This window comes from Furfurilactobacillus siliginis, from assembly GCF_001437435.1.
GTDB classification, from domain to species: Bacteria; Bacillota; Bacilli; order Lactobacillales; family Lactobacillaceae; genus Furfurilactobacillus; species Furfurilactobacillus siliginis.
This window is the reverse complement of the sequence record NZ_JQCB01000001.1, coordinates 204,766-222,801: the sequence shown is the minus strand read 5'-3', so window position 1 is coordinate 222,801 and position 18,036 is coordinate 204,766. Positions and strand designations below refer to the sequence as shown.

18 protein-coding genes are annotated in these 18,036 nt (G+C 43.4%); 13 read left to right on the top strand and 5 right to left on the bottom strand.

Translation table 11 applies throughout. The features are described from left to right. The first annotated feature begins 96 nt into the window (after positions 1–96). Positions 97–525, top strand: coding sequence for a MarR family winged helix-turn-helix transcriptional regulator (locus IV55_RS00980; protein ID WP_057808543.1), 429 nt, complete (start codon positions 97–99; stop codon positions 523–525). A 54-nt stretch (positions 526–579) separates the two neighbouring features. Here IV55_RS00980 and IV55_RS00975 read toward each other — a convergent pair whose 3' ends face one another. Both IV55_RS00975 and IV55_RS10550 read right to left on the bottom strand, forming a co-directional pair. After that, positions 580–1,416 carry an SDR family NAD(P)-dependent oxidoreductase gene (locus tag IV55_RS00975; RefSeq protein ID WP_057808542.1) on the bottom strand — a complete coding sequence of 279 codons (837 nt, stop codon included), beginning with the start codon at positions 1,414–1,416 and terminating at the stop codon, positions 580–582. Positions 1,417–1,486: 70 nt separating this feature from the next. Beyond that, complete coding sequence (locus IV55_RS10550) at positions 1,487–1,639, bottom strand: hypothetical protein (protein WP_186808475.1); 153 nt, start codon at positions 1,637–1,639, stop codon at positions 1,487–1,489. A 140-nt stretch (positions 1,640–1,779) separates the two neighbouring features. On the opposite strand from IV55_RS10550, the gene IV55_RS00970 reads away from it, so the two are divergent. From IV55_RS00970 to IV55_RS00950, 5 genes are all read left to right on the top strand, one after another. Then, positions 1,780–2,337, top strand: a complete 558-nt coding sequence (locus IV55_RS00970) for a TetR/AcrR family transcriptional regulator (protein ID WP_057808541.1) — start codon at positions 1,780–1,782, stop codon at positions 2,335–2,337. Positions 2,338–2,430: 93 nt separating this feature from the next. Further along, positions 2,431–2,853: a hypothetical protein gene (locus tag IV55_RS00965; RefSeq protein ID WP_057808540.1), complete on the top strand. Its 423-nt coding sequence runs from the start codon at positions 2,431–2,433 to the stop codon at positions 2,851–2,853. Positions 2,854–2,855: 2 nt separating this feature from the next. Next, a complete protein-coding gene (locus IV55_RS00960) occupies positions 2,856–3,200 on the top strand; it encodes a hypothetical protein (RefSeq protein WP_057808539.1) in 345 nt (114 codons plus the stop codon). Positions 3,201–3,209: 9 nt separating this feature from the next. Beyond that, positions 3,210–3,719: a 2'-5' RNA ligase family protein gene (locus IV55_RS00955; RefSeq protein ID WP_057808538.1), complete on the top strand. Its 510-nt coding sequence runs from the start codon at positions 3,210–3,212 to the stop codon at positions 3,717–3,719. A gap of 175 nt (positions 3,720–3,894) precedes the next feature. Then, complete coding sequence (locus tag IV55_RS00950; protein ID WP_057808537.1) at positions 3,895–5,067, top strand: multidrug effflux MFS transporter; 1,173 nt, start codon at positions 3,895–3,897, stop codon at positions 5,065–5,067. A gap of 55 nt (positions 5,068–5,122) precedes the next feature. Here IV55_RS00950 and IV55_RS00945 read toward each other — a convergent pair whose 3' ends face one another. After that, positions 5,123–5,533, bottom strand: coding sequence for a peptide deformylase (locus tag IV55_RS00945; protein ID WP_057808536.1), 411 nt, complete (start codon positions 5,531–5,533; stop codon positions 5,123–5,125). Positions 5,534–5,551: 18 nt separating this feature from the next. Next, positions 5,552–6,139, bottom strand: coding sequence for a TetR/AcrR family transcriptional regulator (locus IV55_RS00940; protein ID WP_057808535.1), 588 nt, complete (start codon positions 6,137–6,139; stop codon positions 5,552–5,554). A 155-nt stretch (positions 6,140–6,294) separates the two neighbouring features. Between IV55_RS00940 and IV55_RS00935 the strand changes: the two genes are divergently transcribed. The 7 genes from IV55_RS00935 (at position 6,295) to IV55_RS00905 (ending at position 16,310) form a co-directional block, all read left to right on the top strand. Continuing rightward, positions 6,295–7,218: an alcohol dehydrogenase catalytic domain-containing protein gene (locus IV55_RS00935; RefSeq protein ID WP_057808534.1), complete on the top strand. Its 924-nt coding sequence runs from the start codon at positions 6,295–6,297 to the stop codon at positions 7,216–7,218. Further along, on the top strand, positions 7,211–7,741 hold the full coding sequence (locus IV55_RS00930; RefSeq protein WP_057808533.1) for an LbetaH domain-containing protein: 531 nt from the start codon (positions 7,211–7,213) through the stop codon (positions 7,739–7,741). The genes IV55_RS00935 and IV55_RS00930 overlap by 8 nt, the downstream gene beginning before the upstream one ends. Positions 7,742–7,958: 217 nt before the next feature. Next, positions 7,959–8,504 (top strand): PadR family transcriptional regulator, encoded by a 546-nt coding sequence (locus IV55_RS00925; RefSeq protein ID WP_057808532.1) that lies wholly within the window; start codon positions 7,959–7,961, stop codon positions 8,502–8,504. Continuing rightward, a complete protein-coding gene (locus IV55_RS00920) occupies positions 8,497–9,861 on the top strand; it encodes an MFS transporter (protein ID WP_057808531.1) in 1,365 nt (454 codons plus the stop codon). Before IV55_RS00925 ends, IV55_RS00920 begins: the two co-directional genes overlap by 8 nt. 323 nt (positions 9,862–10,184) lie before the next feature. Next, on the top strand, positions 10,185–11,300 hold the full coding sequence (locus IV55_RS00915) for an exonuclease SbcCD subunit D (protein ID WP_057808530.1): 1,116 nt from the start codon (positions 10,185–10,187) through the stop codon (positions 11,298–11,300). A 2-nt stretch (positions 11,301–11,302) separates the two neighbouring features. Next, complete coding sequence (locus IV55_RS00910) at positions 11,303–14,431, top strand: AAA family ATPase (RefSeq protein ID WP_057808529.1); 3,129 nt, start codon at positions 11,303–11,305, stop codon at positions 14,429–14,431. A gap of 370 nt (positions 14,432–14,801) precedes the next feature. Continuing rightward, positions 14,802–16,310: a reverse transcriptase/maturase family protein gene (locus tag IV55_RS00905; RefSeq protein WP_057808528.1), complete on the top strand. Its 1,509-nt coding sequence runs from the start codon at positions 14,802–14,804 to the stop codon at positions 16,308–16,310. Between the two features lie 90 nt (positions 16,311–16,400). On the opposite strand, the gene IV55_RS00900 is transcribed toward IV55_RS00905, so the two are convergent. Next, positions 16,401–17,573 carry an iron-containing alcohol dehydrogenase gene (locus IV55_RS00900; RefSeq protein WP_057808527.1) on the bottom strand — a complete coding sequence of 391 codons (1,173 nt, stop codon included), beginning with the start codon at positions 17,571–17,573 and terminating at the stop codon, positions 16,401–16,403. Between the last annotated feature and the right edge of the window lie 463 nt (positions 17,574–18,036).

Sequence of the window (18,036 nt, the reverse complement as noted above, 5' to 3'; positions counted from 1 at the left end):
TGTCTAACAGTTAGATACTGTATGCTGATTATGACCGTTTGTCAAACTGTTAGCTATACTAATTGTTTGGTAAAATGGTGGACAGAGGATATAACGATGACTGAATATGAAAATGGTGAGCGGATTTTAACATTGCTCAGACAGCTGGATGTCCGTCAGCAGCAACGAATTGCTGAGCAGATGGTGCAGCAAGCTGGGGTAACGATGCAACAAACGACAATCTTAGCAATCATTGCGCAGCAGCCAGGGATGATTCAGCGCGACCTGGTCAATATCATTGGACGGCGTGCGGCAACCATATCGAGCCTGTTAAAACGACTGGATAGTGCTGGCCTTGTTCGTCGTAAGATTCCCAGTGATAACACACGCAATAAGGAACTGTATTTAACGGATACCGGACAGCAGGTTGTGCAGCAGTTTAAGTGCATTCGTGAAAATGAAACGAATGCGTTAGCTGGAAAGTTGTTGGAGACGGAACAGACGACATTGATTGCGCTGTTAGAAAAGTTACAAGGTGATTCATAAAAAATCGAGAGTGGGACAAGATGTCCCACTCTCGATTTTTCAGTTAATGCGTAATTAAAAACCAGTTGCATTCGTTAAAGCACGATATTTTTCATCGCTTTCAGCGAGTTTTTTAGCGCTATCGCTTGCTGATTGGGCAGCATCCTTACCAATCAATAGGTGTCGTGGAGCGGCGGTCATCTCACTTAGTTTATAAATTACTGTGGCCACTTTAGTCGGATCACTGGCATAGCGCACGGTATTGTCGGTTTCCCAAGCGTTATGAATCATAGTAACGGCTTGACCGACCGTTTCTTGATAATGTGAGTCAGTGGCAACGGCCATGGATTTTCCACCCCAGTCGGTCTTCATCCCACCAGGCTCAACGGTTGTTACCTGAATATTGAATGGTGCAACCTCAATGCCGAGTACTTCCGTCAAGCCATTGACAGCAAATTTGGCACTTTGATAAGCGCCTAGTCCTGCGCTACCTGTGCGGCCGCCGATTGAACTGATGTTGATAATATGGCCGGCACGACGTTCACGCATCTGTGGTAAGACTGCTTGAATGGTCGATAACGTGCCATAAAAGTCGGTGTCCATTTGTGCCTTGAAGTCTGCGAGATCAGTTTCTTCAATAGCAGCCATGTTGGCATAGCCGGCGTTGTTGACGAGAACGTCAATTTGATTGAAATGCTGTGTTGCTGCTGTAATTGCGCGAGTTACTGCTGCGGAATCGCTGACGTCTAACTGTAGTGGATAGAGCTGAGTGCCGTATTTGGCAACTAAGTCAGCCAATGCGGTTAAGTTACGAGCAGTTGCGACAACGTTATCGCCTGCTGCTAATGCATTTTCTGTAATTGCGCGACCAAGACCGCGGGAACTACCTGTAATAAACCATGTTTGTGTCATGTCATTGCCTCCCAATTGTTTGTTCGATAGGCAGTATGACACGTTAGAGTCACTCTAAGTCAAGCGAGATTTATCTGGCTCCTAAAAAGTGATGGAAAAGTTGTGACACGATTACGATCAGAACGAAGCCGCTGATGTACAACAGTAGCGATTGGCGGGGTCCAAACACAGCCCAGAGTACAAATGCGAGTAGTTCAATGCCGAAAATAATGTATTTTGTCATGTTATGTAACGCCTCCAAAGATGATTAGTGATAGCTTAAGCCACTTGTTCGGGATAAGATATGATTAGAGTTAGTAAATATGTATAGATAGGCACACATTTTATCCTAGAGTGTTGGTTAATGGTAAAGGAGCAACGGCAATGACAGACTTACGAATTAAACGAACCGAGCGCGCAATTAAACAATCATTCATTGAGTTAGTCTTGCAGGTGGGGTTTGAACATGTATCAATTCAAACTTTAGCGGATGCAGCGATGATCAATCGACAGACGTTTTACGCACATTATGCGGATAAATATCAATTAGCCGAGCGCTTGATTGCCGCATTTGTCGAAGATATGGATCAGTTATTTGCCAAACGTATGCAGACGGCTGATGCAAAGTTGAATTTGGCTGATTCGAGTGCATCCTTATTACCTTTAATTGATGCGTTGTACATTCAACGTAATGATGAGGTGCGTGCTTTACGGACAATCGTATTACCGAATCAACTGGGGTTAGATGCGGCGATTCAGACGCGAATTACGAACATTTTCAAACTGTACGATAGCACAAAAACGTTGACGCCATTTCAACTTGAAGTAGATGTGGCCTTGGTCATGACAATTTTAAATCATACGATTGCGACCAAGCAGTTGCCCGATTTAGTGGAGGTACAGACTGCGGTGAAGAAAGTGGCACGGTTGTTTAATGTTTAGCGGATATTGTGGACTTTTACTTAAGATTCGGTTGAGCAACACTGTGAGATACCGAAATCGGTATACTAAAGGCTCAACGGGGGGGATAAACAGATGATTAATAAAAAAACGATTTTACCAGCTGCTGTGATGATTGCAACAGTTGCTGTCGTCGCATTCTTAACGGTTGTCATTTCATTTGGTCTGCAACATTCAGTGGCTGATGGTACCTTGATCTGGCAGCAAGTATTAGCTGGTGTCGCCGGGTACTTTGTTTTGGCGTTAACAATTTGGGCGGCAATCCTTGGCTTTCACTTACTTAAACCAACCAGCGCGGCAGTTAAACAGGTACATCAGCTACGAAATGTATTCATTGAAATGAGTGTTGTCTTACTTGGCATCTTACCGTTAGTTTATCGAGCAGCTGATTTTGGCGACGCACCGGGTGCAATGGTTATTGGACTAGGCGTTGTTTTACTGCCAGCTGCCATTGCAATGCTAATTAATTTGGTCACCACGGCACTGACGGAGAAATAGTAATGACGCTTAATTCAGAAGCACAAGCCGCACTTAAAGTGATTCAACAAACGATTACAAAATGTGAGCGCATGGTGCCGAAGTTTGCTGAGGGAACTGCGCAAGCCACGCTGTTGAAGAATCGGATTCAAGCGTTGCAGGTGGCACGTCAACTGATTGTCGGTGATGGAACTGCTGTCACCGGCGACCAAGTCATGGCAGCCAAAGCGCCGATTGCTTCAATTATTCATAAAACTAGAACTGCTCGTGCTAAATATGACGTCGATAGCTTGATGGACCGGCGTACCAGACCATTACTAGCAGCGATGCTCGTTGCCCAGGCGTATCTTGAAGACTTTAATAGGTGAGGTAGTGCAATGCAAAGATCAATTTTAATCTTTCCAAAGATTAGTGATGATTCAGATATTCAACGAGTTCGTAATGAATACGACCCATTGGCTGCACATATTCGGCCACACATCTCATTAGTATTTCCATTTGAATCTTCTGCTACAGATGCGGATATTAAAGCGGCAATAATGATGGCAACTAACGGATATAAGCCATTTGAAATACAGACGACCAAACTTGGTGGAGATGACCAGGGCTACTTGTGGTTAGCACTAACGCAAGGGGTTAACGAATTGCGAAAGCTTCATGAAACACTCTATCAAAATCCATTATTTACTAGCTTTTTGCGTGCTGATATTCCTTATGAGCCGCACATTACTGTGGCACACGTGAACTCTGAAAGACAGAAGCAGGTTCGCCAACAGTTAACAGCAATGCAGCTAAAGCTAACAGCGGTAATCGACCAGATTTCTGTAGAACATATTTTACTGAATGGTGACTCGGAAGAAGTCATCAAAGTCCCATTACGAAGCTAACAGACAGCAACCATCACTTAATTGTGGTGGTTGTTTTCAGATGGCCACATGTTATACTAGCGATTACTTTGTACGAGAGGAGGTTACCAGTATGTTATATGTAACATATATTGCTAGCGTGACCGTAATTGATGGAGGACGTTTTTCCCAATAATCTAAATTTAGGAGATTAATCATGAAAAACGTCCGGCACAGTGTGTCATCTATTTTAATAATTATTTGTTTAGTGGGTTTCCCACAAATTAGTGAGTCAATCTTTACACCATCACTACCTGCGTTAAGCCAGGCACTTATGGTTTCAGCTAAAACAAGTCAGTTGACGATGAGTAGTTATTTCATCGCCTTTGCGATTGGCGTCGTGTTTTGGGGATGGCTGTCTGATCGTTTTGGGAGACGACCTGCGATGCTGCTTGGAATTGCCGTGTATTTCCTGGGAAATATCGGCTTGTTACTAGCACCATCGTTTGGCTGGTTGCTGCTTTTCCGGTTGGCTCAATCGTTTGGAGCAAGCAGCGGATCAGTGGTGACACAGACCATCATGCGCGAGTCCTTTTATGGGGTTCGTGCGACGAAAGTATTTGCCGCGGTAACCGCCGCAATGGCTTTGTCGCCAGCGCTAGGTCCTTTAATTGGTGGGTTATTACAAACCTACTATGGCTATAAGAGTGTCTTTTCATTTCTGATTATCATGGCCGTTAGTTTGCTTTTATATGCAGGCTTCCGATTGCCTGAGACACGAATTTCAGCAGTCCAAACACCAATGAAAAAGGGTCAGTTTTGGACACTTGTTAAACGATTACTAACTGATAAAACGGTGTGGGTCTATGCCATCTTGATCAGTGGAATCAACGGTATTTTATTTAGCTACTATGCAGAAGCGCCGTTTATCTTTATCGATCATTTTAAGCTGACGCCGATTACGTATGGAACCTTAGGCTTAGCATTGGCATTCGCTAATATTTTCGGTGCGATTACGGTTAATCGTTTGATTATGAATCATACAGCAATCGCAGTGACTCGCATTGGTTTAACAACCGCTGTTATTGGGAGTGTGCTGTTGGTTGGAGCGAGTGTCGTTAATCAGTTTGGGTGGATGGTATTGTTTATCTTTGTGGTGTTCTATGGTTTGAACATCACGTTACCAATGGCATTACAGTTAGCCTTAGTTGGTTATGGAGATGTCATCGGACTGGCCAGTGGATTGTTCAGCTTTGGCTATTACTTGCTGATCAGTTTGTTGACCTACCTGATGAGTGCTTTGCATACAGGTGCGATTACAGTATTACCAGTGTACATCTTGGTGTTGGTCATCATTATGTTGCTTGGACATACCAGAATTAAAGAATAAAAATAACGGATTTGAGATAAGGCTAAATTTATCTCAAATCCGTTATTTTTATAAACTAAATGAGGATCCCGTTGCAGTGATCAATTTCGTGCTGAATGATTTGTGCCGCAAAGTCACTGAAGTCACCGGTGTGCGTTTTGAAGTTTTGATCTAGATAAGATACGGTAATCGTTTTAAAACGGTTAGTAAGGCGGTGACCAGTTAATGATAGGCACCCCTCTGTCGTTTGGTACGGATCGTGTTGTGCTGTAATCTTTGGGTTGATCATGGCGAGTGCGAACGGACCGATTTGTGCGACGATAATTCGTTTGTGAACGCCAATCATGTTGGCTGCCATGCCGACACATTCCGCTTGGTGTGCCTTTAGCGTATCGAGAAGGTTGGTGGCTGTTGCTAGGTCTGCTTTGGTCGCCGGTGTTGATGGCTTCTTTAAGCTTGTCAGGTTATGGTTAATCGATTTAATCATGAAATGCTCCTTGCAAGGTTATTGTTGTGCCATGATGGCAGGTAACACGATGGTGTCGACCATGTGGGTGACAAAGTCGGCTGAAACGTCCTGTTGGTCAACCATTGCTTGATAAAGCAAGAGGTTAAATGGCAGCAGCTTAACGTTATCCGTCACTGTATGGTGTAGTTCACCAGCTAATTGTGCCTGGCTAATGATGCGTTCCATAATGTACAGTTGTTGCCGATGTAACTCGGCAAAGTAATTGTGAACTGCTGGATTATCATTACCAAGCTCAATTAAGACAGCCCGTAAGAATTGGCGGGAACTGTCAAAGTGTGCGAGGCTCGTAATCAGATTCTCTCGCAAGGATTTGCCAGTGAAATCAAGTTCTGAAAAGTCATTTATTTCAGTATCATCGAAGTAATCTTCAGCGTCTAATAGTAATTCAAAAGCAGATTGCCAGCGACGGTAGAGGACGGGACGCCCGGTTTGTGCGGCCCGCGCGATATTATTAAAGGTAACCTTTTCATAGCCGTCATTATCTAAAATATCGATAGCAGCTTTAAAAATATTATGAGTGAGCTCAGCGGTCGTCTTCCGTGGGGCTCTTTTTTTTTCGGTCATGAGTGCTTTCTCCAGTAAAGTAATGCCGTCATTATAGCATAAAAGAACCGTTTGCTTTGATTATAAGTACAATCGGTAAATAAAAAGTTGTCAATCTGTAAATAGAGGCGTATAGTTCCTAACATAAATACAACGTGTAACTAAAGGAGTAACGAATGAAGACAATTTATCAAACGGATTTCTCGGGCATTGATGGTTTAGCGCTTGCAGAGATTGCGCGGCCAATAGTGCCAGTTAATGGGATTTTGATCAAGATGACCATGTTGCCAGTTGTGCCATCTGACTGGAAACGGGAACTTGATCCACATGCAACGGCTGAAGCGGCCGCAAAATTACCACGAACGATTGGAATTGGCGGTGTTGGTCGGGTCGTTGAGGTTGGCGAACAACAAGATCAGGCGTTGATGAACCGGCGTGTTTTAATCATGAACCCGAAAGGCTCATACAGTGAGTATGTCGTGATGACCCAGCGGGAGTTTGTATTTCCATTACCCGATGCAGTTAGCGACGAGCAGGCCGCGGCATTGACGGCTGGCCCAGGAACCGCCCTGACACTTGTTCAAGCAATTCACGAACGTGCTGTTAATAATGTGGTGATCACAGGTGCTAATTCAGTTATCGGCTTGGTTCTCCTGCAGCAACTGAGCGATTTTAGCGGACATATTTGGCCAATCGTGTCGTCGGCTAGTCAGGCATACTTTCGGCAGCAACGCCCAACTGATGTGTGCTACACCGTCACTAGCCTACCTGTGTTAACGGAGACGACTGTTGTGATTGATCTCGCCGGGAGCGAAGAATTATTACAACGATTGAGGACATGGATGCCGGCAGTACCGGTTATTTCGATTGCGCTGACAGAATCTGATGTCATTGATAATTTAACATTTGTCCATGAGGAATTTAACGCAGCCGGTTACCGGCAGTTTATTTGTCAAATTGCTGCACATGAGTTAGTGATTCCAGTAGATCGTCAGTTTTTGTTTACGCAGGTCAAAGAAGCGCAGCGTTACGCGAAGATGTCTCATAGTCGGGGCCGGGTTCTTGTCACACTTACATCAAAGGAGACTATTAATGACTGATTTTAAAACTTTAATGAAACTGAATTGCTTTTCCGAAGACGCAGATGCACGGCAGGTCGCAGCTGACTTATTACAACAACTCTATAACTGCGAAATTGTGTGTGTTGAAATTGATCCCACGGTGCAGTTTGCTCACAATGGTAAAGGCTGTACGATTGCTGCTGCCAAAGTGAGCGCTGGCGTTGTCATTTTCCAAAATGTGACGGTGGGGGCAAATCAAACTTATAATAAGGCAATTGAGAAATGGGAGAACCTTGGTAATCCCGTAATTGGGAAACACGTTGTGATTGCTGATGGTGCTAAGGTCGTTGGACCAATTGTAATTGGTGACAATAGCATCATTGGCACTGGCGCCATCATTACGAAAGACGTGCCTGCTAACAGCGTTGCTTATGGTGTGAACCAGGTGAAGCCACGCGATCAGGATCATGAACCAATCTTTTATCCAGAAATGCCGACACGAGCAGCAACGTTGGCGGCCTGTGATGATGTGATTGCACGGTATGAAGCACAGTCAAAGTAAGATATTAAAAGAGAAGAGTTTGGGACAAAAGTCGGGAAGCCGTGAGGAAGACCTAGAACTGCCGTACGGATTGGTCTTCAATCCGGTAGGTTGTTCGTAGTCTGTACAGCGACTTGACTTTTGTCCCAAGCTCTTCTTTTTATATTTATGGGGTTGCATAGTATATCTTTTAGATATAAGATAATTACATCTAAAAGATATAAGAGGAAATCGACCGATGATGAATGAATTGTATGTACTCGGTGAGTTGATGGAAGGCTCTAAGTCTGGGTATGGCCTGCGCAAATCAATGGAACTATCGTTGGGCCGGCACCGCAAAATTAGCTTTGGCGTCGTTTATCCGCTACTTGATAAGCTGGCGGCGGCAAACTATATCGAGCTTGCTGACAGCGATGATGCTAAACGAACGAAGATGGCGACCATTACTGAAGCCGGGACTAAGCATTTTCTTGAGTTGATGCAAGCACCAGTACCGGACGGTGCACACACTGAGGATATTTATCAGATCAAGTTGGATGCAATGCAACATTTAACGTTACCTGAACAACTTTCACAATTGGATTTGTACATTGAAGAGCAGGCGGCGGCAATTGCTGATGCAAAGACACAGATTGCTGACTTGCAAGCACGTGTGGCAAAAGATCACTGGTATGCTGCGCAAAAAATGCAATTACGTTTGCAGCAAGCACAAGTTGCCAGAGACTGGGCAGAAAACTTTCAAACAATACTGACTAAGGGAGTCGATTTTAAAACATATGACTAAAGAAATTAAAGTGGCACTGTTGATGGCAGCCAGCCTTTTCATGGAAATTATGGACGGCACGATTGTCACCACAGCACTGCCAAGCATGGCTAAGTACTTTAAAACTGGCTCGGCTACTGCAGCTTTGTTAGTTAGTATCTATCTAATTACAGTCGCAATTTTTATTCCATTAAGCGGTTGGCTCGCGAATCGATTTGGAAAGAAGCGCATTTGGTTGGTGGCAGTCGCATTATTCACAGTTAGTTCATTAGGTAGTGCATTAGCGCCTTCCTTTGGCGTTTTACTGACGATGCGTGTATTACAGGGGATGTCTGGTGCAATGATGACGCCGACAGCACGTTTGATTGTGTTGGAGAAGGCCCCTGCGTCACGTTTGTTGCAGCTGACTAGTTACCTGGTGTGGCCGGCTTTGTTGGCACCAGCCATTGCGCCTGTTATTGGTGGTTTGATTGTGACCTGGTGGAACTGGCGGTGGATTTTCTTAATTAATTTACCGATCGGAATTGTGATTATTTTAATTGGGATCTTTCTGGTTGAAAATGACGGAACTGACAAGGCTAGTCAATCATTTGATCTGCTAGGATTTTTTGAAATTGCTGGCGCTTCTGGTTTAATTTTAGCCGGAGCAGAGTTAGCCACGCATGGTCAGCGCGAATGGCTATGGGCTGGTTTATGCATTATCCTCGGCGGCGTGCTAGTGGCAGTTGCTTATCGTCACTTGCGCACGGTTGCGGCACCATTATTTGCAGTTACAGCCCTTAAAATTGAATCATTTCGGATTGCACAATCCGGCGGTGGTGTATTGTGGCTATCAGTTGGGGCGATGCCATATTTGATGACGGTGTATCTACAAACGATTTTCCAATGGTCACCGGTTAAGGCAGGCGGCTATGTAATCTTTATTTTCTTAGGAAATATTGGCATCAAGCCTTTCACGACAGCAATCATTACGAAGCTACGGTATCGCGGCGCACTCTTATTGGCGTTTTTATTGGTGTTAGGGAGCTCAGTTAGCTTTGCTATGGTGCATCAAACCACGTGGCCAATCATGATTATGGTCTTAGCGTTTATCTCTGGAGTCGGCCGTTCGCTGGCACTGACGGCGTATAACGGATTGAATTTCGTTGACGTACCACTGAATGAACGTAACAGTGCTAACACACTGACAGCGGTCATCATGACGTTGGCGCAAGGGCTGGGTGTTTCCTTGATCACGGTGATTGTCGCATTACTGACGCGCGTGGTTACCGTCGCAACTGCTTATGAATGTGGCTTCATTTTCTTAGGATTGTTGATGTTGTATCCAATTGTTGAACTTAAGTATGTGAGTCGAAACATTGGCGAGGCATCTATTTAAAAATTTGAAGAGAGTGGGACAAAAGTCGGGAAGTCGTGAGCAAGACCTAGAACAGCCTACCGGATTGGTCTTCAATCCGGTAGGTTGTTCGTAGTCTGCACAGCGACTTGACTTTTATCCCACGTTTTTACTATTTAAGTTCGTGAATCAAAAATGAGTTTGGGACAAGATAACTTATGTCCCAAACTCTTTTGTTTCATGTGAAACAATTTGTGATGGTTGGTTATCATTGCGTAGTTCACTATAATTAAGCTATTAATCTGAATTAAAAGAAATGTTAGTTGCGTATGTATTTGTAATGACGTAGCTAGCAGGAGAAGAAAATGAAATTTTTGCATACCGCCGACTGGCATATCGGTAAGAAATTGCATGGCTTTGAACTCACTGAAGAACAAGATGATGCCTATCAGCAAATTGTTCAAATTGCGACAGATGAAAAGGTTGATGCCGTCGTGATTGCGGGTGACCTATATGATCGTGCCATGCCAAGTGAGGACAGCGTGCACCAATTGAATCATATGCTGGTTGACCTGAATCTAGATCGGAAGTTCCCAGTGTTAGCAATCAGTGGCAACCATGATAGCGCGACTCGATTGCATACGGGCAGTGAATGGTATAGTGCGACAAATTACTTCTTAAATACGGAGTTAGCAAACGCCTTTGAGCCAGTGGAAATGAACGGTACTCAATTCTTTTTGCTGCCATACTTTGAACCATGGCAGGCACGCAACGTCTTTGAAGACACTGAGATTCGCACGGTTGAGCAGGCGATGAAACGAGTTGTCGCCAAGATGCAGACAGCCTTTAAACCGGACTTTCAGCATGTACTCGTGGCGCACTTTTTTGCGGCTGGTAGTTCACAAACAGAATCCGAAACGAAAGTAGTTGTTGGTGGGTTAAACGCGGTGCCTCTGGATTTGTTAGCGCTGTTTGATTATGTGGCATTAGGACATTTGCACAACCATCACGCTTTAAATGATGAGAAGATTCGTTACAGTGGTTCACCGGTCAAGTTCTCGCTATCTGAAGCCGCTGAACAAAAAGGCGTTTGGATTGTCGATACTGATGCACATACTGTGACTTACAAGGAAATAACGCCATTACGGGATGTCGAAACGCGGACCGAAGCGTTTGCCACATTGATGGATTCGACCTATTATGATCAGCTCGATCGCGATAATTATTATGGTGTAACGTTGACCGACCGGGCGATCATTCCTGATGTGATGAATCAGTTGCGAACGGTTTATCCACGGATTGTCAGTTTAGACCGTAAGTATGGGCGTGAAGATATACCGACTGCAGTACAAGTGAACCCAAACTTGGATCCACTAACACTGCTGGAAAAGTTTTTTGAACATGTCAATGATGAACCGTTATCAAAACAACAGACTAATTGGGCAAAGACTGGCCTAAATGATGCACGAAAGGAGGACTAACGATGCGACCATTGAAGCTAACCTTGCAAAATTTTGGCCCTTATCGTGATCAAACAATCGACTTTGAAGAATTTAATGACGTACCTGTCTTTTTGATTAGTGGAAAAACCGGTGCCGGAAAAACAACCATTTTTGATGCCATGTGTTTTGCATTGTTTGGGCGTTCCTCCGGTGGTGATCGACAACCTGATCAAATGCGTTCCGATTTTGCGGAACCAACTGCTGAAACGGTCGTAACGTTTATTTTTGAGCATTTGGGACAACAATATACGATTACCCGCAAACCTAAACAAACATTAGCGAAAAAGCGTGGCACTGGTGTTCACGACCAAGAAGCAAGTGTCGAACTGACGATGTTTGCGGCAGATGGTGAAGAAACGACGCTCACGAAACGGCGGGATGTTGACGCAAAGGTGACGGATTTACTCCATCTGAATGCAGCGCAGTTTATGCAGATCGTGTTGCTACCACAGGGACAGTTTCGCCAGTTTTTAGAGGCGGATAGTAATGACAAGCAAAAGCTATTAGCAAATCTATTTGGAACGTCTCTGTACGCACGGTGGGCAGCAAAGTTAAACGAGCAATTAAAGGCCGCTCAAGCTGGTGTGCAAGGTAAACAAAATGAAGTGGCTGCATTACGCCAGTTAATTTATTGGCAAGATAATCAGGCACCTGATGAAGACGCGAATGACCAAGATGTGTTAAGTGCGCTAACAGTACAAAATGATGCGATGCAGCCAGAAGTTACCAAGCAACAGCAAGCGGTGACAAGTGCACAGAAGCAACTCGATTTGTTAAACGACCAAGTTAAATCTGAGGAGACCTTGTTACAGTACTTTAGCGAGCGTGATCAGGCCTTGCAACGTCAGACTGAGTTAGTAGCCCAGCAACCAGAAATGGATGCCCTGCAGGCAAATATTACTGATTTGGAATGGGTTCAAACGCTGGTATCACAGTTAGATGAATTGGATCGTGCAAAAGCAACGACAACTGAAATTGAGCAGCGAATCCAACACACGCAAACTGATCATGATGCAGCAGTGACGACCTTAGCAACCGCTAAAACGGCGGAACAAGCGTTACAGGCGCAACAGGCAGATGAGCAAAAACGGCAAACTGAAATTGCAGATTTGACGGCCCGCCGACCTTTATTTGCACAAGTTGATCAGCTGAAATTGGTGGTGACTAAACAACAGCAGCAAGCTAAAACGCTGCAAGACCAAGCTGCTGAGTTAAATCAGCGTCGAACAACGGCACAGACGCAGTTGAGTCAGTTGCAAGCAACCTTGACTGAGTTGGGGAATGTGAGTCATCAGCAGTTAACTCTGCAGGAGCAGCAACATCAAGTAGATGGGTTAGCTGAGTCACAACTAGCTTTAACGCAGCAACATGAGCAGTTAGTTGGTACGCAGACACAAGAGACGCAGTTACAAGCTGCTGTTCAGAAGGCGCAACAGCAAGATCAGGATGCGATTGCGACGTTTGCTAAAATTGATCATGAATGGACAGTCTCACAAATTCAGCGTTTGAGTGCTAAATTAGCACCCGGCGAACCGTGTCCAGTGTGCGGCTCAACAGAACATCCTGCACCAGCGGTTCAAGTGGCAACGTTAGTGTCGGAAGATGAAGTAAAGCAAGCACAAGCGACACAGGAGCAAAGCCATGAACAGTTAACAAAAGTTACAGCGCAATTGACAGAAACGACGAAGCGTGTGACAGAACAACAGGTTCGCTATGATGAAACGGCTGCTGACTGGTGTGCAGATGTTAACAAACTTACTGAAACACCTGCCGCAACGTTAGCAGCCGCCCAGCTTGCCTTCGAAAAAATACAAAACGATGTTCAGCAGGCCCGTCAAGCCGTTTCCATGGCGGTGTCGAAACAAAAGCAAACAACTATCGCAATTACGGAGACAACGACCACAATCGATCGACTTACTGAACAATTAGCGGCCGTTGCTGAACAACAGCATGCGCTTGAAGTGACGTTAGCAACGCAACAAGCGCAGCTGACTGATCAGTTGGCGCAGTTGCCGAACGGATTTGCTGACCTAGCGGCAGTAGATACGCAGGTAACTGTTTTGCAGGAGGCTAGTGCGCAATTTACGACAGCACTGAGTCAACAAACAAAGGAACGTGATCAAGCGCAACAGCAGGTCACAACGTTACAGACGCAGTTGCAGGAATTGGCATCACAAAAGACGCAAACAACGGCAAACGTGACATCGCTGACTGAACAATTAACGACTGTGATCACAAACCATGACAGCGAAGATTCTTTGACGAGCGTTAAGGAACGACGCCAGCAGCTTGCTAAGCTGTCCGTTTGGCGGCAATCTTGGCAGGTGTTTACAACAGCAGTCGCCCAGGTAAAAGGACAGCTAGCAACATTGACTACCCAAATCGGTAAGCAGGTGAAGCCAGATGTGCAACAAACCATTGTCAAACGTGATCAACAGCAAGCGCAGCTGGAGACGTTAAGAGCGGCCAGTTATGCCTTAAGTCAGCAATTGACCAGTAATCAAAAGCTGGCAGAAAGTATCTCTGCTGCATTGGTTGAGGGTAGAGCACAACGCGAACAATTAGCACAGATTGCTGAGTTGGCCGACACAGTTGCTGGTAGAACGAAGTCACATTTAAGTCTGGAACGGTATGTTTTACAAACGTACTTACAACAGGTGTTGACCGTAGCCAATAGCCGTTTAAGCGTGTTGACGAACAATCGTTATCGGTTTGAACTGGAAGCAAGTGCCGGCTCATTTGCAACGGATACCGGTTTGGAAATCAACGTGTTCGATGACCAGGCAGGCAAAGTCCGGAGTGTCCACACGCTATCCGGCGGTGAAAGCTTTATTGCAGCTTTGTCCTTGGCACTTGGCCTAGGGGAAGTTATTCAAAATGAATCTGGCGCGGTGGCAATTGAAGCGTTGTTCATTGATGAAGGGTTCGGATCATTGGATGAAGATGCACTACAGACGGCGATGGAAGCTTTGCAGACGATTGAGGGGCAACATCGGATGATTGGTATCATTAGTCATGTGACTGAATTGCAGGAACAGATTCCAGACCAACTGATTGTGACAGCCAGTGCTGATGGTCGGAGCCAGGTTGGGTATCAACACGAATTGTGATGGATCTTAAATTATGAGCAGTTCTTAATTAACAATGAAAATGTTATAATTACATTACCGAACCCTGAGGCATATTTCGTTAAAGGCGAGACAGATGTGTAACACACGAATCTCGAGTTCGTCAAGTGAATCATTGGAATCGGCATAACTTGTTGACCTCCCTTGGTTATTACGAACAGTATGGTACTCAGCACTAAGTTGAGTATATCTACAGATTCATTGTAATTTGGTTTAGTAGGCATTATTTATAATGCAGAAAATAAAGATACCTAAGCGATATGCCGCTTAGGTATCGTGATAGGCGGGATGGGTTTTGACGCTACTATGTCATATGATCCTTCCCGATTTTCATTTTTTAGGAGTTATTGAAATGATCAATGATGAGTTTAAGCAGCAGTTGTATGATTATCATGATAAAGGATATCTTCATTTTGATTTTCCTATTTCGGATAATGAAAAGGGACAACTAATAGCAAATTTAACTCGAGAAAAGGTAATCACACATAGATTTTTACCCTTTATTTCCTTTGAAATGAAGTTCAAAAAATATCAAAACAATCCAAGTAAATTAACTAATAAAAACAGAAAAATTTCTTTACCAGCACATCATGATGCATTAATTTATAAAGCATATTCACTTCCGTTAGCTAGCGCTTATGAAGCTTATGTAAATCGAAAAGAAATATCTGAGATTGCAATTGCATATCGAAGTAAAAAACATATGTCAAATATTACAGGTGCCAAAGAAGTTGAAGATTTTATCTGTAATCAAGATAGAGCGTGGATAATAAAAGGGGATTTTAAACATTTTTTCGATAATATAAGTCACGATGTTTTGAAAAAAAGTGTTAAGACAGTTTTAGCAGATGATTATGGTAAAGATTGGGAAAAGGTTCTATATTCGCTTATTAATCGGAAGACGATTAAAAGATCTGATATTACCAAGAATTTGAAATTAGCTGGTATAGTACGGCCATTTCGCCATGGAAAACAGCGGGCATACGTAAAAAACTTGAAACAACTTGGATATTTGATTAAACAAGGAAACTTAACACCTTCAAAAAAGGAAAATAATAACGGGATTCCTCAAGGAACTGCAATTAGTGCAATCTTAGCGAATGTGTCCATGATTTTTTTTGATGAAAGTATACGAAACTTGGTTTTATCTAAACATGGGCTTTATCGTAGGTATTCAGATGATTTTGTGATTGTTATACCTGGTGATTATTCACTGGAGGAGGTAAAAAAACTAAAGAATACTGTTATCGAACAAAGCGAACGAAACCTGGGATTGGAAATAGAAGACAGCAAAACAAAACTATTGGAATATGTAAGAGATGAAAAAAATGTTCAGGAAATTTCACCTCGTGTTAGAGCAAGTACAGAATTTGACTATCTTGGTTTCTCATTTGATGGAAAAAATGTTCGCCTTAGATCAAAAGGCGTTTATAAGTTTGTTTACAAAGGACGAAAAGCTATTAATAAGTTAGTTACTATTGAACGAGATAGGTATCATATTCAACATGGTACTGAATTGGTCGTAACCAAAGTATTAAAATATAGCAGACATAGTTCGAAGCGATGGCGTGATAGAAGCTTTGCGGAACAGGAACGGTATCTGAAAAGAATAGAGAGAGAACGGCAGGATAAAGATTCTTCTGTTTACGGTACTGTCCACAAGCAAGCGGTTCAGATGTACCTTTCTATGGAGGAGAAAATGCCTGCAAAATCTATGTTGGCTTACGCAATACGCGCACAAAAAATATTTGATAGTACTAATCATCCAGAGTATGAAGTGAAAGTAAAACAACAGATATTACATCAAATAAGGAAAAATCAATTAAAGCTTGGGCAGAGCAGAAAATTATTTAAAAACTAGTTGGATAATTTGAATTATTGAGGGAATATTAAAACGGTCAATACTCGCTTTTAAAGAGTATTGACCGTTTTAATATCTAAGATTATTTAATTATTCAGCGTCGTAAGCTGCTTGGAAGATCTTGATGATATCTTCTTTAGTACCCTTACGAGGGTTGGAGAAGGCGTTCCCATCCTTCAAGGCGTTTTCAGCCATCAGTTCAAAGTCTTCAGGCTTTGCACCGATTTCCTTGATGGAAGCAGGGATACCAACATCTTGTGATAATTGCTTCATGGCCTTGATGGACAATTCGGCGGCATCACGAGTTGATAAGCCTTCAGTGTTTTCGCCCATGATTTCTGCTAATTCAGCAAAACGTTGTGGGTCGGCAATCAAGTTGTATTGTTCTACGTAAGGTAAGAGCAATGCACAACATACACCATGAGGCGCATCGTATTGACCACCTAATTGGTGAGCCATAGCGTGAACGTAACCTAAGTTGGCGTTGTTGAAGGCCATACCGGCTAACATTTCAGCCTCAACCATCTTAGTCCGTGCGTCTAAGTTATGACCGTTAGCAACGGCTTCACGTAAGGAAGTTTCAATCAACTTGATGGCTTCGATACATTGTGAGTCGGTGATTGGGTTATGGTCAACAGATACGTAAGGTTCAACTGCTTGAACGAAGGCATCCATCCCAGTAGCAGCCGTTAAGCCCTTAGGAACGTCCAACATCAAAGTAGGATCGTTGAAAGAAACCAACGGAATGTTCCGCCATGAAACAACAACGAACTTCAAGTGAGTTTCTTCGTTAGTGATAACAGCGTGACGAGTCAATTCTGACCCAGTCCCAGCAGTTGTGTTAACGGCGATCAATGGAGGCAAAGCTTTGTCCAAAGTTTCGATTCCGGCAAGCTTAGTGATGTCGTCACCGTTAGTCAGGATAATTCCGGCACCTTTACCAGTATCATGTGCAGAACCACCACCGACAGTGATGATTGAGTCAGCACCTTCAGCTTCATATAATTTCTTAACTTCTTGAATGTTACGAACTTTAGGGTTTGGTTCAACGCCATTGTAGATGACGTAATCAACGCCTGCTTCATCCAATGAAGCGAGGGTTTGTTGAACGGCACCATCTTTCAAACCTTCAAGGAACTTATCAGTTACAATGATAGGCTTCTTCATTCCAAGCATCTTAGCACGGTCACCAATCTTACTGATGACACCAGCTCCAAAAAAGTTAACACTAGGCATTAAAAAATCATAACTACGGTCTGCCATAATCGAAAAATCCTTCTTTCAAATATTAATAAAAACGGTTGCAACACTAAATACATGTAAACTATAACTTTAAAAATTACAGTTATCAATACAAAGTTCTGTTTTTCACAAGATAGTCATAGTTATGAGTGCGCCGATGACTTTGGCGTCTTGCTTTCATTGAAAACGGTGAACAAAAAAATACCAAATTTCACTAATTGTAATTGGTAAACTTACTAAACGAACTTTCGAATTGAAGTGGGTGTGAAACGATGAAAAATACGATTTATCGTTTGACGGTTTCCATGGAGTACGCTATTCTTACAATCAATTAGTAACCGGGAATGGTGGTGCTAAAACAACGAAGGGGAGTTACGTCATGAAATCATTGAAACAATTTTGTTGTTGCTCAACATGTTTATTCACTAATTTAGCAGTGACCACGCTGAACGAAGCCTGTTGACGCAACGAAATTTTTCAATGA

Coding starts and splice junctions, on each gene's coding strand:
- IV55_RS00905 (WP_057808528.1), top strand. CDS start 14,802: ATGATCAATGATGAGTTTAAGCAGCAGTTGTATGATTATCATGATAAA.
- IV55_RS10550 (WP_186808475.1), bottom strand. CDS start 1,639: ATGACAAAATACATTATTTTCGGCATTGAACTACTCGCATTTGTACTC.
- IV55_RS00955 (WP_057808538.1), top strand. CDS start 3,210: ATGCAAAGATCAATTTTAATCTTTCCAAAGATTAGTGATGATTCAGAT.
- IV55_RS00925 (WP_057808532.1), top strand. CDS start 7,959: ATGATGAATGAATTGTATGTACTCGGTGAGTTGATGGAAGGCTCTAAG.
- IV55_RS00970 (WP_057808541.1), top strand. CDS start 1,780: ATGACAGACTTACGAATTAAACGAACCGAGCGCGCAATTAAACAATCA.
- IV55_RS00980 (WP_057808543.1), top strand. CDS start 97: ATGACTGAATATGAAAATGGTGAGCGGATTTTAACATTGCTCAGACAG.
- IV55_RS00910 (WP_057808529.1), top strand. CDS start 11,303: ATGCGACCATTGAAGCTAACCTTGCAAAATTTTGGCCCTTATCGTGAT.
- IV55_RS00940 (WP_057808535.1), bottom strand. CDS start 6,139: ATGACCGAAAAAAAAAGAGCCCCACGGAAGACGACCGCTGAGCTCACT.
- IV55_RS00945 (WP_057808536.1), bottom strand. CDS start 5,533: ATGATTAAATCGATTAACCATAACCTGACAAGCTTAAAGAAGCCATCA.
- IV55_RS00920 (WP_057808531.1), top strand. CDS start 8,497: ATGACTAAAGAAATTAAAGTGGCACTGTTGATGGCAGCCAGCCTTTTC.
- IV55_RS00930 (WP_057808533.1), top strand. CDS start 7,211: ATGACTGATTTTAAAACTTTAATGAAACTGAATTGCTTTTCCGAAGAC.
- IV55_RS00965 (WP_057808540.1), top strand. CDS start 2,431: ATGATTAATAAAAAAACGATTTTACCAGCTGCTGTGATGATTGCAACA.
- IV55_RS00975 (WP_057808542.1), bottom strand. CDS start 1,416: ATGACACAAACATGGTTTATTACAGGTAGTTCCCGCGGTCTTGGTCGC.
- IV55_RS00900 (WP_057808527.1), bottom strand. CDS start 17,573: ATGGCAGACCGTAGTTATGATTTTTTAATGCCTAGTGTTAACTTTTTT.
- IV55_RS00915 (WP_057808530.1), top strand. CDS start 10,185: ATGAAATTTTTGCATACCGCCGACTGGCATATCGGTAAGAAATTGCAT.
- IV55_RS00950 (WP_057808537.1), top strand. CDS start 3,895: ATGAAAAACGTCCGGCACAGTGTGTCATCTATTTTAATAATTATTTGT.
- IV55_RS00935 (WP_057808534.1), top strand. CDS start 6,295: ATGAAGACAATTTATCAAACGGATTTCTCGGGCATTGATGGTTTAGCG.
- IV55_RS00960 (WP_057808539.1), top strand. CDS start 2,856: ATGACGCTTAATTCAGAAGCACAAGCCGCACTTAAAGTGATTCAACAA.